This window comes from Clostridium drakei (assembly GCF_000633595.2).
GTDB lineage: Bacteria > Bacillota > Clostridia > Clostridiales > Clostridiaceae > Clostridium_AM > Clostridium_AM drakei.
This window is the reverse complement of sequence record NZ_JIBU02000009.1, coordinates 59081-75695: the sequence shown is the minus strand read 5'-3', so window position 1 is coordinate 75695 and position 16615 is coordinate 59081. Positions and strand designations below refer to the sequence as shown.

Here is a 16615-nt window from a genome sequence, read left to right as displayed (position 1 = left end):
TGTATACATAATGATCGTCATTAAATATATATATTGCATTAAAGTTATATTTTCCCAAGTACTAGCATATTTACAATTTTTCTGCTATTCTTTTTCTATTAAGTTATTTAACTGGAAATATATTTGTTGAAAGTGTAAAATATAATTTCAAGGAAGTGTACCGAAATTGAAAGAAGATTTATTTATACTAGCACTAATGATTATTACAATACCTTTAACGGGAGAACTTAAAATGTATCCATTTCATGATACTTTTCGTATCAGTTTTGCTACACCGATTTTTTTATTCTTTTTGCTATGGATAAAAAAATTGCCTTTGTTTATACCAGGATTTATAATTGGTTTTAGCGTTATAATATTTCGCACAATTTTAGACTTTTTTGTAAAAGGAAGTTTTCAATTTTTTCCAGATTTTATTTATCATTTTTCTGCTTTCTTTTATTATGCAACTTACTCAACCCTTTTTTATTTAACAAAGATAAACCAGCTGTACCACCGTCCACTTTTACTAGGTTGCTTATGTGCATTAATAGATATAATATCAAGCATTGTTGAATTATTTTTTAGGTATTGCTTTTTAGGTAATAAATTTTATCTCTCTACCTTAGGAATTATTATTATAATATCAATTATTAGAAGTTTCTTTGTTCTTAGCTTTTTTAATATAATTAAGTTAAATGAAATAAAGGCAGCAGCAAAGCAGCAACAAGAACAAAATGAACATATGCTTCTTGTTATCTCTGGCTTATATGCAGAATCAGTTCAATTGAAAAAATCTCTAAAAGACGCAGAAAATATAACCAAAAATTGTTATAATTTATATCAAAATTTTCAAGATTCAAAATACGAATTTGGTCAAAAAGATTTAGCTTCAAAATTGTTAGCTATTGCTGGTCAAGTACATGAAATAAAAAAAGATAACCAAAGAATTTACTCTGGTCTTTCCAAAATGATTTCCGCAGAAAATTCAACTGATTATATGAATATTAGTAAGATAGGACATATTATTGTTGAAACTAATGAGAAATATGCTCGTTGCCTTGGCAAAGACATTGAATTTATTTTAAGCATTAATGACTATTTCCCAAATTTACATGTTTACACTATATTATCTCTTATTAATAATTTAGTTTCTAATTCTGTAGAATCAATCAAAGATAAAGGTAGTATAAAAATTTCTATTTGTAAGGATAATGAATTTATCAATTTTGAAATTTGCGATACTGGTCCTGGTATTCCTGAAAAGAAAAAAAACTTAATATTTAAACCCGGATATACTACAAAATATGATATAAATGGTGAACCCTCTACAGGAATGGGTCTTCCTTATGTAAAAGAATTAATTAAAACTCTAAAAGGAACTGTAACACTAAAGGATAATTCTATTGAAAATGGAACAGTATTTACTATAAAGCTTCCAATAAACAATTTGATATCGAAAGGGTGGTAAATATGAATTTTTTCATTGTTGACGATGATGAGGCTATTCGCTCTATGCTAGCTGATATTATCGAAGATTATGATTTAGGCGAAGTTGTTGCAGAAGCTGAAAATGGTTCTAATATAAATAATCAATTATTAAAATCAAAAAAAGTTGATATCATTATTATTGATTTGTTAATGCCTCTTAAAGATGGTCTTCAAACAATTCATGATTTAGGTGATTGTTTTTCCGGAAAAACTATAATGCTTTCTCAAGTAGAAGATAAAGAAATGATTGGAAAAGCCTATTCTCTTGGAATTGAATATTATATTACAAAACCAATTAATAGACTTGAAGTGATATCTGTTATTGAAAAAGTAATTGAACATATGAAACTTGAAAAATCCATACAAGATATACAAAAAACACTTAATATATTGCAATTTAATAAAGGAAAAGATAAACAGGTTCATTCTTTTATGAGCAAAGACATAACTAGTTCTGGTCAATTTCTTTTAACAGAACTAGGTATAATAGGAGAAAGTGGAAGTAGAGATTTGTTAGATATAGTTCAATATTTGTTTGAATGTGAAAATGAAAAGCCTTTTGACCTTGGATTTCCATCTTTAAAAAAAATTTTTATTGATGTAGCCATGAAAAAATTAGGACCTCTATGTGATTCAATGGATTTAAATAAAGAAATAAAAGCTTCAGAGCAAAGAATTCGAAGATCAATATATCAAGCACTAAACCATCTAGCTTCCTTGGGATTAACTGACTATTCCAATCCTAAGTTTGAAGAATATGCTGCTATTTTTTTTGATTTTACAGAAGTTCGAAAAAAAATGCTTGAACTACAAAATGAAAGCAGCTCATCTATTTCATCAGTTCATATTAATACTAAAAAATTTGTTAAAGTTCTCTATATAGAGTCAAAGAAAAGATTATAAAAAGTATTGGCTTAAGATGAAATTTCATATTTCACCTTAAGTCAAATCTCACTTAACTTTCTTACTTTTTCTAAACATTACAAAATCATCTACTATTTCTGGTCTCAATTTTAAAAAGTTAACAAAATCTTGCAAATATTGTACAGTTTCATCATTTATAGTGTGTTCTACCTTTTCAGTTTGCTCCAGAACTCTATTAGAAATGCCTAAAATTTTAAAAAATGCTTCTATTATATTATGTCTATTAAGTAGATATTCTCCCATGCTTTTACCTTCTTTAGTTAAGATTATAATTCCATATTTTTCATATTTTACAAACTTTAGTTCTGATAATTTTTGTACCATCTTAGTTGCAGAAGGAGGTTGTACATTTAAAGCCTTTGCTAATTCATGTATACGTGTAAAACCCACTTTTTCTGATAATCTATAAATCATTTCCAAATAGTCTTCCATAGAAGCAGTTAGTACATCACATTCCTTTTTCATATATTCACTAAAAGTGAAAAAGTCTTCATTTGCCACTTTTTCCACCTACTTAAATATTTCTCTTTTTTTATTTTATAACTTATCTTCGAAAAATAGAACTGTATACTCATATAATATGCATTACACAGCATAAAGTGCAGTTCAATACAACTTTTATTTATTATTATCTATAACAATTAAATTAAATGTTTAACAAATAAATTTATCAGTTTGTATTTTAACTTTATTGAATAAAAGTTAAAATACAAACTGCCACTACATCTGGTGTTACATTATATTTGCTTTCTTATTTCATTTTCACATTTAAATTCTCCCTCTTCTGCACTATGAACCTTCCAATGGGTCTTTGTATGCATGTCAGTACTCTGTACAGATTGAGCTTGAGTGTTTTCTGGATTTTTTTGATCTAAGTCTTGAGTTTTATCTGGTGCTGTTTTTGCCATTGAACGATAAGTCATAAAACCACCTCCTTTTTATAGTTTTGCTCAGAGGCATTTTTTTATTATATATATTTTAAGGCTTCTTTTCCATGAATTTATTTTTCCGAACAAATTTCATCTAACTTAGATAAAATGTTTCTATAGCCTTTTTTTACAATTTCATTTTCATATAACTGTTTATATGTTACACTATCTATATCCATATTAACTACTTTCTCCAAATTTTCTCCATAGAGCTTTTTTAAAAGCATTGTACAATCTATTTTTACCGAATTATAACTATTATTATCATAATAATTAAATTCATTTGTATCTCTATTCAGCTTTTCTATAATCCCATATAACTGGTATATATAACTTAATTCTTTTAAATCAAATTCATTTTTTAAATAAGCAACACCACTTGAATATTCGCTATCCATGGGTATTGGGTACATATCTACACCATTTTTATCATTAAATGATTTTAAGAGTCTAATACTCTGAAAAATAGCAGTACATAAATCCAATCTTATTATGTTAGCATATTGACGGCTCCTTTTTTCCCTTATGCTCTCTTGGTATTTTCTATTATCCTCTACTATTTTATTTTGCACTTCTATATTCCTATCAGTAGATTTTTTAGTTGTAACCCAACCAAAAACACCTCCAATTATTGCTCCAAGTATTATTGATATAAAGGATATCACTGGTGTTATAAGATGTTGCGGCAAGCTGTTTATCATTTTTCCTCCTTAAGTATTAGTAACAAAATGCTTTTAAATTATTTTTTCTATAAAAAAGCATTTTTATACTTTAAATCATTTTCCTCTGCTTCTTTTTTGGAAATTATTTATACTATCTAAAAAGTCATGCATAAAATTAGATCCTCTAGATATAATAACTCCTGTAAGTATCATTCCTATATAAGGTACATTTATTGGAAGCCCTACTGCATTCATTAAATCTATATTGGATCCAATAGCTACAAGTTCTCCAAAAGCTAAGGCACCAAGTCTATCATAGCTAAACTTACCATCCTGCCAGAACATCTTTGTTGTTTCCCATAAAGCTTCTACTATTAAAGCTGCTATCAAAAACCTTAATAAGCTCATTTTTTATAATATTCACCACCGATTAAAATTACTAGGTAAACTTCTTAATATGTTTTTCTACAATTTATATATGCATAATTTTTTAACATTATGAAAATAAGATATAAAAAAATAGCAGATCCAATACGCTTGGTCTACTATTTTTTATATCTTATTTTCATATTTATATTACATTTTTCTCAGCAGATTTACAAATTTCCGTTAAATCCTCAATACTATCTATAATATAATCCGGTTTATATTCTATAAGTTCCTTTAATGAAAGAGCTGTATATTTTACTAAACAAGTTTTACATCCAGCATTTCTTCCACAAAGTATATCATTATGGCTATCTCCAACCATTATAGTCTCTTCTGGCAAAATATTAAGTAACTCACAAGCCTTTAATGCTGGATCTCCCAAAGGCTTATGCTTCTTTGTATCTTCAGGACATACTACCACATCCATATATTTATATATATTTATAAGTTCAAGACCTCTAAGTGCCATATTCCTTCTTTTTGAAGTAACTACCGCAAGTTTTACATCCATGCCCTTTAAAGTTTTAAGACCTTCTTCTACACCACTAAATTTTGTAGATAATTCATCATGCTTGCTTTCATTAAAACTTCTAAAAAGCTTTAAGAGCAAATCAGCATTTTCGCTGTCATATCTTGCCATAGCATCTCTTAAAGGTTCTCCAAAAGTCCTTACTATTTCTTCTCTTGAAATATCTTTATTAAAATGTTTGTTAAATGCATATTTAAAACTCTTTACAATAAGATCATTAGTATTTATAAGTGTTCCATCTAAATCAAATAAGATTGCTTTAATCATTTAATTTCTACCTCCTGCTCATAAGTGACTTTACTACATGGTATCATAGTAAACACTGAACAACAAGGGTTATACTAATATCTCATTTAGAATCACACAATACCTAATTAAGTTAAACACTTTTTAATAAGATTAATGGTAAAATAAATTATACTTATAACTATTACATCAAAGGATAAATTTTTAAACTTTTCAATATCTACACCCTTCACTATCCTTACACCACCTTAATTTAAATTAATGTTTCAATGATAAATCCACTTAAGAAAAAATACTTTTCATTAACATAAATGATACTCCAATAAAAATAAATTTCAATTCTATTTATTTTCCTTTGAAGTCCTTTATTAAATTATGATTCAATATATCGTCAGAATACTGAAGTTCTTTCAAATATTGTTCTTTTTCGGCTTTTAAAGCTTCAGTCTCTGCTATTTTTTCTCCTGTTTTTACATCATAATAGGTATTGGTCCAGGATACATAAAACGCCTTTCCGTTTGTAAAAGACCCATTTCTAAAAATAACCTTACCACTATCACTATTTAAAATATCTTTTCCCAGCATATATTGTTTAGGTAAATTAAACATATTAGCTAAAGTAGGATACAAATCCATTTGTGATGAATAAGTATGATTTACACCTTTATTTTCATCTCCAGGAAAATGTATAAACATTGGCACTTTCTGATATTTTACCCAATCATAATCAGTAGCATTATTTATTTTTTCAAATTTATAAAGCTCCTGTTCATTATCTTTTGGAATTGCAAAGTGGTCACCATATAGAACTACAATTGAATTATCTAACATTTTTTCTTTTTCTAATTTATCCAAAAATGTTCCTAATTGTTCATCTGTATAATGTATTCCCTTTAAATAGTTTCCTAAAAGAGTTCCTTCATATTCGCCTACATTAAAATCTCCATATCCTTTTGTGTCATCATAAGGATAATGGCTGCTAAGGGTTACTAAGAACGAATAATAAGGTTGCTTAAGAGTTTTCAATTTATCCAAGCTTTGGTTTAAAAATGATTTATCACTAAGACCAAGTCCAACATTCTCATCTATATTAAAGCTATGTTGTCCATAAAACTTATCAAATCCCTGCACTGGATACATTACATTTCTATTCCAAAATCCTTCGTTATTAGCATGGAAAGCTGCAGTGCCATATTGTTTTTCTTTAAGTTCTTTAGCCAAAGAACTATAGGAATCACCACTATAACTATAATAAGCCGCACCTGATTCTGCAGGATATAATGAATTATTGGACATGAACTCTGCATCAGAAGTATTTCCTCCTGCTACTTGATAAAAATAGTTATCAAAATACATGCTTTTGTTTATCCATCTATTTAAATTTGGAGTTATTTCTTGTCCATTTATTTTTTGGTTTATGACAAACCCCTGTAGTGCTTCCACCTGTATCATTATAAGGTTCTTTCCTTCCGCTGCACCTTTTAAGTTAGTTGCCGTACTTTCATTATTTTTAGCCAAAAAGTCTTTTATTTCCTGCTCTCTTTCAGTTGAAAGTTTAGATGAATTTCTTATAGATGTACTTACAAAATTATATGCATCTATAGCATGAAAATTAATATTTCCTATCATTTTTGTTAAATATACCCTATCACTCATGGAACTTATAAGAGTCGGCTGTTCTTTAGATACTGCATAAACAGATTGAGTATCTATTGCAACTCCAATAAGTAATGTCATCATAAACATACATACTTTTCTTAAAAATACTTTTTTATTGTTATTTACAACTTTAAACTTTTTCATAATAGGTACAAGAAATACTATGTCTATTAAATATAAAAAATCTTTTACGTTAATTAAACTTTTTACACTAGCAGATACTCCAGTTAAAAGTTTTGCATTTTTTACAGCTGAAACCGTTATTACATCCTTATAATATCTAAAATATATAATATCTGATATTAAGATTAAACTTATTAAAATATCTAATATGAATAACATTTTTATTCTTTTACTCTGCTTAAACAGTGTAAAGAAACTGACCAATATCAATATAGACGCTATAATAGGTCTATTTACCTTAGAATAAAAATAATCTGGAGATATTTGTTTTCCATAATGCATGACCTTTACATATATTATAATCAAAAACAAAATTAAATCTAAATTATCTCTAATATTTAACATTAGTTTATCTATATAAAATTTTGTCTTGTCATTCATTTTAAAATGTATCTTATCTTTTATTTTTAATTTTATATTATTCACTTATAACCCTCCTAACTTATAAGCTTATATTACTATGATTAAATTACATATTCGTGACAAGTTAATGAATAAATTGTTAATATCTTTATAAAAGTAAGAAATCATAGAAGGATTATTTTTAAAATTACTTAGACATCTTCAAGAAAATAATTAGTCCAGTTATTTTTTTAAGATGCCTTATATAAACTTACTATAAAATAAAACCTAACCCCATTGTTTATATTTTTCACACCATAATCATATCCATGGAGCATGAGTATGTTTTTTACTATAGCAAGGCCTACTCCAGTTCCACCTAACTTTCTGTTTCCTGACTTATCTATTTTATAAAATTTGCTCCATATTTTATCCATTTCATCTTCTGATATTTGTTTGCCACTATTCTCCACGTAAACTAAAGCCTTATTATTTCCTAGTTTTTCTAAACTTATCTTGATGTATCCATGCTCTCCAGTATGTCTTATAGCATTAGTAATAAAATTAATTAAAACCTGCTCCATTCTTCTCCAATCTGCATATATTTTTATATCCTGTTGTAAATTCAATTTAAAATCTATAAAATTATTCTCTATTGGTGCTGAAAATCTTTTAATAGTTGATTCTATAAGCTTATGTGCAAAAAATTCTTCCTTAACTAATTTAAAATTTCCAGATTCTAACTGAGATAAATCCAACATGTCATAAACCAAATTCCCCATTCTTTTAGATTCATCTATTATTATATCTATATAATAGTCCTTATTATCACTTTCAAATATGCCATCTTTAATTCCTTCAGCATATCCTTCTATTAAACTTATAGGAGTTTTCAATTCATGAGAAACTGCAGCAACAAACTCCTTTCTCATTTTTTCTAATGCTCTTTCTTTTTCTATATCATTTTCTAGCTTAATATTAGCCTCTTTTAACGAAGTCAATGCTTCATTTAAGTTCTCCGATAAAAAATTTAAAGTATTAGATAAATTTCCTATTTCATCTTCTCTTCTTATATAACACTTTTCCGAAAAATCTAAAGCTGCCATTTTAGATGCTGTTTCATTAATTTTTAAAAGGGGCTTTGATATCATATTAGAATATACTAATGATAATATAATAATCAGTATTACCGCTCCTATATAAAAATAAAAATAAAATTCTTTTATTACTAAAGATGCTTCATTTACAGGCTGAAGTGAAGATATAGCAAATATTATATTTCCTTTAGCAACATTAGAGCTAGCAATTACTATAGTCCTCACTTCATTACTTTTCTTAGAAGTTATTCTTGTTATAGTCTTATCTTCCTTTTTCATGATTTCCATAATATCAGAGCTTATTGTCCAAGACTTTATAACTTCATTAATGATTCTAATTTTTAAATTATCTGCTTTTTCGTTATTGGATTTCACTATAAATTTCAAATTACCATTATTATCTAATATGGCTATTTTAGCATTATTACCATCTTCAAATTCTCTTATAAGTTCCATTTCTTTTTCTTGTGTTTTAGCTTTGTTATAGCTTACTTTGAATTTTTGTATACCATCTTGCAAATTAGCTTTTTTCTTACTCACATAAAATTTTTCAAAGAATAAAGATTGAATTAAAAAATTAGTGCTTATAAAAATTATAAAAACTATAAAAGTTACAATAAATAACTTCCAAGTTATACTTTTATTTATATTATTTGATATATTACCTCTTAAAAATTTTATGTTTAATTTCATCTTCAATACACCTAAGCATATCCTTTCGTTTCAAATTTATATCCTGTTCCTCTTATAGTAGATATTAAATATGCCTTTTCACCAAGTTTTTCTCTAAGTCTCTTTATATGAGTATCAACAGTCCTTAAATCTCCATAGTAATCCATTCCCCATACTGAATCCAAAATTTGTTCTCTGCTAAGCACCATTCCTTTATTTTTAACAAAATAACTTAACAATTCAAATTCTTTTGGAGACAAATATATATCTTCATCATTGACCTTGGTCTCATGAGCCTTTTCATTTATATAAAGTCCGTCAAAAAAGTTATCTTGATTATTTTCATCTGGATAAGCTCTCTTTAAAAGTGCTTTTACTTTAGCTACTAACAATTTAGGACTGAAAGGTTTTGTAACATAGTTATCTGTTCCTAACTCAAAGCCCAATATTTGATCTTCATCCTCTGCTTTTGCAGTAAGCATAATAACTGGAACTTGAGATATTTTTCTAATTTCTTTACAAGTTGTCCATCCATCCATTATAGGCATCATTATGTCAAGTACCACTAATTCCACAATATTTTCTTTAAAAAGCTTCAATGCATCCCTACCATTTTCTGCTTGAAGCACATTAAGGCCTTCTTTTTTTAAATAAGCATCTATTAAAAACCTCATTCTCTCTTCATCATCTACAATTAATACAGTTTTATTCATGTTCAATCCCCCAACTTTAAATCAGTAATCAAAGATTAACAAATAGTTCTAATTACTTTTTTAAGTTTAATTGCCTACTGTTACAACATATTGTCAAACCTGTTAATAAATTTTAAACATATTCTTTTTCCTTTTCTAAAAATATGTTATAGGTTTCATCATCATAATTGCACATAACTACAGTTTCTAAACTGTCAGCCTTATTTTTTAAAAATTCAACTGCAGTTTTTACTAATATATCTGCACATCTATCCTTTGGAAATCCAAATATGCCAGAACTTATAGCTGGCATGGATATGGATTTTAATCCATATGCTTCTGCCACATTTAATACATTATCAACTGCCTTTTTTAGCTTTTCTTCTTCATTTCCTTCTCCCATTCTAGGGCCTACCACATGTAATATAAATTTGCATGGTAATTTATATCCATCAGTAACAACACAATTAGCTGCATCTAGAAATCCTCTTTTTTTAATTAAATTATTGCTATCTTTTTGTATCTGCATTCCACCTGCTTTTACTATTGCTGCTGCAGCACCTCCACCATGCTTCAGCGCTCCATTTGCAGGATTAACTATAGCATCTGTTTCTTCCTTTGTAATATCTCCTTTCTTCATTATTACATTCTTGCCATTAATTTTAATCATGAACATCCCCACCTTTAAATTAGTGCAATATTTATAAAATAATCTTACAATTACTGAAGTTTTTTTTCAATATGAATATAGTAATATAAAATGGTTTTAATACTAATGATTAAACATCTATGCTATAATAAAATGTATGATTTAATGTAGACTATTTTAGGAGGTTTTTATTTTGGACGCGAGAGAAAAAATACGAAATATATTTTTGTACTTGCTAAGTATAAAGAACATGGATAAAAAAATAGTAAGAGATGTTACAAAATATATTAAAGTAATTTCTGAACCGGATTTGTATAACAAAAAAGGATGTTTAATAAATAAAAGTGATGATGAAAACTGGCTTACAGTTAGTAAAGAATGTGATGGTTTATACAACACTTTATTTAAAATATATTCTACTATGGAGAAAAACAGTGAAGATCTTGAAATAATTTGGGGACACGGAGTTTTAAGTTTAGAAGTAAATGGCGAAAAAATAATTCATCCAATGTTTAGTACCAAAATGGTGTTGAATTTTAATAGTGAAAAAGCCATATTTACTCTTTCTCCCTACAATAATATAACAAACTTTGAAATAGGAATACTGGAAGGTTTGGACTTACCTAATCTAGATAAGATATTAGATATCTCATTAGATATAAAAAAGAACGGATTAGATGCAAGAAACATGTGTAATATAGAAACTACTTTAATGAACATTTTAAATTGTTTAAGCGCAAAGCTTGAAGAAAGTTCATTAAATAAAGATATTATTCCTTTAAACTCCATAAAGGTTTCAACATCACCTGTTTTTTATAATTCTCCCTGCATTATTTTAAGAAATATAGATACTAGGATATGGGATGTAGAACTTAATGATATCTTAAACTACATAGATAAAGGTAACCCTATTCCAAAAACTATAGAAGCCTTAGTAAAAGAAACAAATTCTTTAGGTAATACCGATATTTATAATGAATGGGAAGGCATAGGTAAGAATATATTATTTCCTCTGCCAGCTAATGAAGAACAAAAAGAAATAACAAAAAGACTTGCTAACAATTTTGGAGTAGTAGTTCAGGGGCCTCCTGGAACTGGGAAAAGCCATACTATATGTAATTTAATATGTCATCTTATGGCTCACGGAAAAAGGGTTTTAGTTACCAGTCAAACAGATAAAGCTCTAAAAGTATTATCTGAAAAAATACCAGAAGAAATAAGATCCTTATGCATAAGTCTTTTAGGTAATGATACAAAAGCTTTAAAGGATTTAGATGAATCAGTAAGAAAAATCACCGAAAACTTATCTATTAATCCTAATACTCTTTTAAAAGAAATAGAACCTGTAGAAGAAGATTTAAAGAAATGCAGAAAAAATATAGAAAATCTTATGAGTCAATTAAAAGAGGCAGAATCCTTTGAAAATAAAACTATAAATTATAGAAATGAAGGCTTTACCCTTACTCAATTATCAAAATGGATTAATGAAAATAAAAATACCTGTTCATGGATAGATGATGGTATAGAAATGAAAACTAGAGCATCCTTGTCGCAACAGGATTTTAATAACCTTATAAAGCTCATGAAGGAAAATAAAAAGGAATATATAGACAAATTAAATAAGGTTGGAAATTTACTGTACAAGCTTCCTTCTTACAATGAACTAACAGAAACCTTAAGCAGAGTAAATTTCTTAGAAGGTAATTTGAATAAATATAAAAAAAATATAGAATTATGTACTATAGAAATAGGCAATGAACAACTAGAAGAATTTTTAAAATTTACTACAACAGCTAGAGATAAAATAGCACTAATAGAAAATGGATGGCTGAAATCCATATTGAAATCCTATTATACCAATGATGCTTATAAAGATTTTTGGAAGGATATAGTTTTAAATCTAAATAAACATGTAAATGAAATAAGTATTATAAAGCAAATAATAAATTCACACAACATCAAATTTCCTGTTGGCATAGATATAACTAAGCTTAAGGATGACTTCAAAATAATTCATAATCAAATTAATTCTAAAGGAAAACTTGGTTCCATATTTAAATTACTTCATAATCAATGCAGCTACATTCTGCAGGATTGTGAAGTAGATTATAGACCTTTAACCACTAAAGAACAGTGTGATATATTTAGCAAAGCTATAGATAAGGAAATTTTAGAAAGAAATCTTAGAACATTATGGAATAATACAGTAAAAGAATATGGGGGAAAGATAATAACTAATTCAGATAGCAACCTTTTAAATGCTATTTCAGAAAATATATTGGAAATAGACCTTATAATTAATTGGGATAAATCTTACGCAAAAATCATAAAAGAATACTTAGGTAATTCCAAATTCCCTATTGAACTTAATTTATATAGTAAAAAAGATTATGATTATTTAATAAACATATTCCAATCTGTAAAGTATTTAAGAGAATATGAAAAATTGAATAGTAAATTACAAGCTACCAGACAACTATTTATAAAAAATGATTATTTAAGTGAAGCTTCTGATTGGATTGCAGACTATGATAAGACAAAAATCAGAAAGTTGTATGATGAACTGTGGAAGCTCAAGGATATAAAGAATACATCTGATAAAATAAATACTTATATTAGTAAACTTAAAAGTACATGTCCTATATTTGCTAAAAAACTATTAAATCAGTGGGCTGATAATTCTATTGATGACAATTACAAAAATTGGGATGATGCTTGGAAATGGAAAGCTGGTAGTTCTCTTTTAAATGAAATTTACAAATTAAAACCTGATCAATTAGAACAAGATATAGAAGCTGAAAAGTTAAAAGAAACTATGCTAATAAAAGAGATAGTAGCCAAAAAAACCTGGTACAATCAAATTAAACACACTACTGAATCTCAAAAAAGAAGTCTTTTTACATGGATGGAATCTATAAAAAGAATTGGAAAAGGTACAGGAAAACAAGCTTCAAAATATAGAAGGCTAGCTCAAAAAGAGATGGAAAATTGTAAAGGTGTTATACCTGTTTGGATTATGCCTCTAAACAAAGTTATAGAAACTATAAAGTTAGAAGATGACTTATTTGATGTAGTTATTGTTGATGAAAGCAGCCAAAGTGACATTTCAGCAATTACTGTATTACTTAGAGGTAAGAGAGCTGTTATTGTTGGTGATGAATGGCAAATAAGCCCTGAAGCTATCGGTAAGGATAATGAAATGGTGGAAAATCTAATTCATAGATATTTAAAAGAGATTCCTCACAGTGAATGGTTTGATTTAAAAACAAGCCTTTATCACACAGCATTAAGAGTATTTCCTAGTCGCTTAGTACTCAAAGAACATTTTAGATGTGCTCCTAGTATAATAGATTTCAGCAATAATTTATGTTATTCTGGAGAAATTATACCTTTAAGATGTCCTGAAGCTCCTGATTCATTTTCACCTGTAATTTCTGCAGTTAAAGTAGAAAATGGTCTTAAAGATCTATCTAAAAATGTAAATGAAGAGGAAGCCCGCGCTATAGTAAATAAAATAGTTCAGTGCTGCAATGATGAAAAATATAAAAATATGACCATGGGTGTTATATCTCTCTTAGGCGAAGCTCAAAGTGAACTTATAGAAAATATGCTTAAAGAAAACCTAGGCATTGAAGAAATGATACGTAGAAGATTAATATGTGGTGACGCCTATTCCTTCCAGGGTGATGAAAGGGATATAATTTTCTTATCTTTAGTCATTGCTAAAAATGCTAAGTTTACAGCTTTGACTAAGGAATCTGATATAAGAAGATTTAATGTAGCTGCAAGCCGTGCCAAAAACCAAATGTTCTTATTTCACAGTGTAGATATAGAAGATTTGAATCCCAAATGTGTAAGATCTAACCTTTTAAGTTACTGCTTAGATATTGAAAAAAAATCCTTACAATATGAAAAAGGAAATAATTTATTAGTATCTGGTTTTAAAAATGACGTATTATCTGCTCTTAAAAAAAGAGGTTTTAATGTTAAACCTAATATAAAAATAGGAAAATACAAAATAGATTTTGTATTAGAAGGAACTTACGGCAGACTAGCAATAGATTGCTGTGGTGAAGACACTGCATTTTCCTCAAATTGGGAAGAAAATCATAACAGAAGAATGACGCTTCAAAGAGTTGGCTGGAAATTCTTTATACTTAGAGAAAGTGAATTTTACTATAATCCCAATAATTGTATAGATAAAATTTCACATTATTTGGAGTTAAATAAAAAATAATTAGTTGTTTAAACATAAAGGTAGCAGCTGTACGTAAAAATCATATATAGCTGCTACCTTGTATTCACTTGGATTTTATTAGGCACTTAATATTAACTCATCTACCTTACATCGTAAAACTTCCGCAAGGACGACTACTTTTTGAAAACTTGGATTTTTCTTATCCCCTCTTTCTAATTCCTCTAAGTAAGATTTTGAAATTGAAGTTTCGTATTTCGGATTCTTCGTAAGATTTTGGATATCCAGAGTAGTATATCCAAGATTCAATCTTATATCACGAATTTTTTTACCGTTTAACATAAGAAAACCCCCTATTTAATTATTAAGTTCCTAGTTCAATTATAACTTCTTTTTCGTAAAAACTGTAGTGTTTTTTATATGTTTTTTAACTATTTAATAACAAATTAAAATTAAATTAACATATTGTTAATGAATACAAAAAACAAGTTGAAAACTATTAATAAAGGTTTAATAACGGTCAAATAAATAATTTTCTATTATCCGGGGATATTAATTATATATTTTACTTTTCATGGAGGTATACTTATGGATAACAATAAAAGTCATATGAAAACTGATGATAAATCTAATGCTGAACTTAGAAAAATGTATCCTAAAGATGGTGAAGATATAGGAATAGTTCAAGGAGAAAAATTAGGTTCTCATTCTAATGGTAAAAAGTTCACCAAACGCTCAAAATTATCTCACAATATATAATCAACAACACATTATCAACAAAGTCCTTTTTTAGGACCTTGTTGCTTTTTTATTTTTTGTAGTATAATGTATTAGACAATATATGCGAGGTGAATTTAATGAAAGATAAAATTCTTCATTTATTAAAAGAAAATGAAGGAAATTTCATATCAGGACAAATAATTTGTGAAAAATTAAATGTGAGCCGTACTGCCATATGGAAATATATAAATACTCTAAAAAAAGAAGGTTACCACATAGATTCCATATCAAAAAAGGGATATAAATTAACTTTTTCTCCTGATATACTTTCTTTTGAAGAAATAAGCGAAAATTTAACTACAAAATACATAGGTAAAAATTTATTTTACTTTGAAAGCTTAGATTCTACAAATACAAAAGCAAAAGAACTTGCTTCAAAAGATGCAACTCATGGCACTGTAGTAATAAGCGAAGAACAAACTTCTGGAAAAGGTAGATTGGGGAGAGTTTTTGTATCTCCTAAACGTAAAGGTATTTGGATATCTATAATTATGAGACCAGATATCGAGCCTTTAAAAGTACCTAGAATTACTCAAATAGGTGCTGCAGCTGTTGTAAACGCTTGTGAAGCCTTTAATATTAAAGTGCAAGTAAAATGGCCAAATGACATAATTTTAAACAACAAAAAGGTTTGCGGTATTTTAACTGAAATGAGTGGAGAATTGAACAAAGTTAGTTATGTAGTTATGGGTATAGGAATAAACGCAAACTTAGATAAAGAAGATTTTCCAGAAGACTTAAGAGATAAAGCTACTTCTATAAGCATAGAAACAGGAAATTATATAAAAAGGAAAGAATTTGTAAGCATTTTAATCAACACCTTCGAAAAGTTATATGAAGAATTTGTAGAAGAAGATAACATAAAAACTTCTGTAAACATATGCAGAGATCACTCTATACTTATCGGAAAAGAAATTAAAATTATAAATAGGAATGGAGAAATCTTTGCTAAAGCATTAGATTTAGATGAAAATGGTGAATTAATAGTTGAATTCAAAGACGGAAGCATTCACAAAGTTTTTTCTGGTGAAGTTTCCATTAGAGGAATAAATAATAGCTATACTCCTTAGTACGAAAAGCCTGTAATATCTACAGGCTTTTGCCGTTTTGCTCTTTATAAATAGAACCTGTTCTTACCCACTTTTGTCCACATTGGG

General features: G+C 27.7%; 15 protein-coding genes. 5 read left to right on the top strand and 10 right to left on the bottom strand.

The genetic code is table 11. The features are described from left to right. Positions 1 to 166 precede the first annotated feature (166 nt). Both EG57_RS0205360 and EG57_RS0205355 read left to right on the top strand, forming a co-directional pair. Positions 167 to 1450 carry a sensor histidine kinase gene (locus EG57_RS0205360; RefSeq protein ID WP_032076253.1) on the top strand — a complete coding sequence of 428 codons (1284 nt, stop codon included), beginning with the start codon at positions 167 to 169 and terminating at the stop codon, positions 1448 to 1450. 2 nt (positions 1451 to 1452) lie between these two features. After that, the gene (locus EG57_RS0205355; protein ID WP_032076252.1) at positions 1453 to 2373 is read left to right on the top strand and encodes a response regulator; all 921 of its coding nucleotides are present in this window, start codon (positions 1453 to 1455) and stop codon (positions 2371 to 2373) included. A 48-nt stretch (positions 2374 to 2421) separates the two neighbouring features. Here EG57_RS0205355 and mntR read toward each other — a convergent pair whose 3' ends face one another. From mntR to EG57_RS0205310, 9 genes are all read right to left on the bottom strand, one after another. Then, entirely contained in the window at positions 2422 to 2895 is a 474-nt protein-coding gene (gene mntR, locus EG57_RS0205350) for a transcriptional regulator MntR (RefSeq protein WP_032076251.1), read from the bottom strand. Between the two features lie 236 nt (positions 2896 to 3131). Next, the gene (locus EG57_RS0205345) at positions 3132 to 3317 is read right to left on the bottom strand and encodes a hypothetical protein (protein ID WP_032076250.1); all 186 of its coding nucleotides are present in this window, start codon (positions 3315 to 3317) and stop codon (positions 3132 to 3134) included. Positions 3318 to 3394: 77 nt separating this feature from the next. Further along, the gene (locus tag EG57_RS0205340) at positions 3395 to 4024 is read right to left on the bottom strand and encodes a hypothetical protein (protein WP_032076249.1); all 630 of its coding nucleotides are present in this window, start codon (positions 4022 to 4024) and stop codon (positions 3395 to 3397) included. Positions 4025 to 4099: 75 nt separating this feature from the next. Then, on the bottom strand, positions 4100 to 4393 hold the full coding sequence (locus tag EG57_RS0205335) for a hypothetical protein (protein ID WP_032076248.1): 294 nt from the start codon (positions 4391 to 4393) through the stop codon (positions 4100 to 4102). A gap of 163 nt (positions 4394 to 4556) precedes the next feature. Next, a complete protein-coding gene (ppaX, locus tag EG57_RS0205330; protein ID WP_032076247.1) occupies positions 4557 to 5210 on the bottom strand; it encodes a pyrophosphatase PpaX in 654 nt (217 codons plus the stop codon). Between the two features lie 324 nt (positions 5211 to 5534). Then, positions 5535 to 7412, bottom strand: a complete 1878-nt coding sequence (locus tag EG57_RS0205325; RefSeq protein ID WP_052037750.1) for an LTA synthase family protein — start codon at positions 7410 to 7412, stop codon at positions 5535 to 5537. 212 nt (positions 7413 to 7624) lie between these two features. Continuing rightward, on the bottom strand, positions 7625 to 9163 hold the full coding sequence (locus tag EG57_RS0205320) for a sensor histidine kinase (RefSeq protein ID WP_032076245.1): 1539 nt from the start codon (positions 9161 to 9163) through the stop codon (positions 7625 to 7627). A gap of 11 nt (positions 9164 to 9174) precedes the next feature. Further along, the gene (locus EG57_RS0205315; protein WP_032076244.1) at positions 9175 to 9855 is read right to left on the bottom strand and encodes a response regulator transcription factor; all 681 of its coding nucleotides are present in this window, start codon (positions 9853 to 9855) and stop codon (positions 9175 to 9177) included. 112 nt (positions 9856 to 9967) lie between these two features. Further along, the gene (locus tag EG57_RS0205310) at positions 9968 to 10504 is read right to left on the bottom strand and encodes a macro domain-containing protein (RefSeq protein WP_032076243.1); all 537 of its coding nucleotides are present in this window, start codon (positions 10502 to 10504) and stop codon (positions 9968 to 9970) included. A 172-nt stretch (positions 10505 to 10676) separates the two neighbouring features. Between EG57_RS0205310 and EG57_RS0205305 the strand changes: the two genes are divergently transcribed. Continuing rightward, positions 10677 to 14720 carry an AAA domain-containing protein gene (locus tag EG57_RS0205305; protein ID WP_032076242.1) on the top strand — a complete coding sequence of 1348 codons (4044 nt, stop codon included), beginning with the start codon at positions 10677 to 10679 and terminating at the stop codon, positions 14718 to 14720. Positions 14721 to 14798: 78 nt separating this feature from the next. Here EG57_RS0205305 and EG57_RS0205300 read toward each other — a convergent pair whose 3' ends face one another. After that, a complete protein-coding gene (locus EG57_RS0205300) occupies positions 14799 to 15020 on the bottom strand; it encodes a helix-turn-helix domain-containing protein (protein WP_029160516.1) in 222 nt (73 codons plus the stop codon). A 246-nt stretch (positions 15021 to 15266) separates the two neighbouring features. Between EG57_RS0205300 and EG57_RS26695 the strand changes: the two genes are divergently transcribed. Beyond that, positions 15267 to 15437, top strand: a complete 171-nt coding sequence (locus tag EG57_RS26695) for a hypothetical protein (protein ID WP_108849501.1) — start codon at positions 15267 to 15269, stop codon at positions 15435 to 15437. A 98-nt stretch (positions 15438 to 15535) separates the two neighbouring features. Further along, positions 15536 to 16528 carry a biotin--[acetyl-CoA-carboxylase] ligase gene (locus tag EG57_RS0205295; RefSeq protein ID WP_032076241.1) on the top strand — a complete coding sequence of 331 codons (993 nt, stop codon included), beginning with the start codon at positions 15536 to 15538 and terminating at the stop codon, positions 16526 to 16528. Positions 16529 to 16615 lie beyond the last annotated feature (87 nt).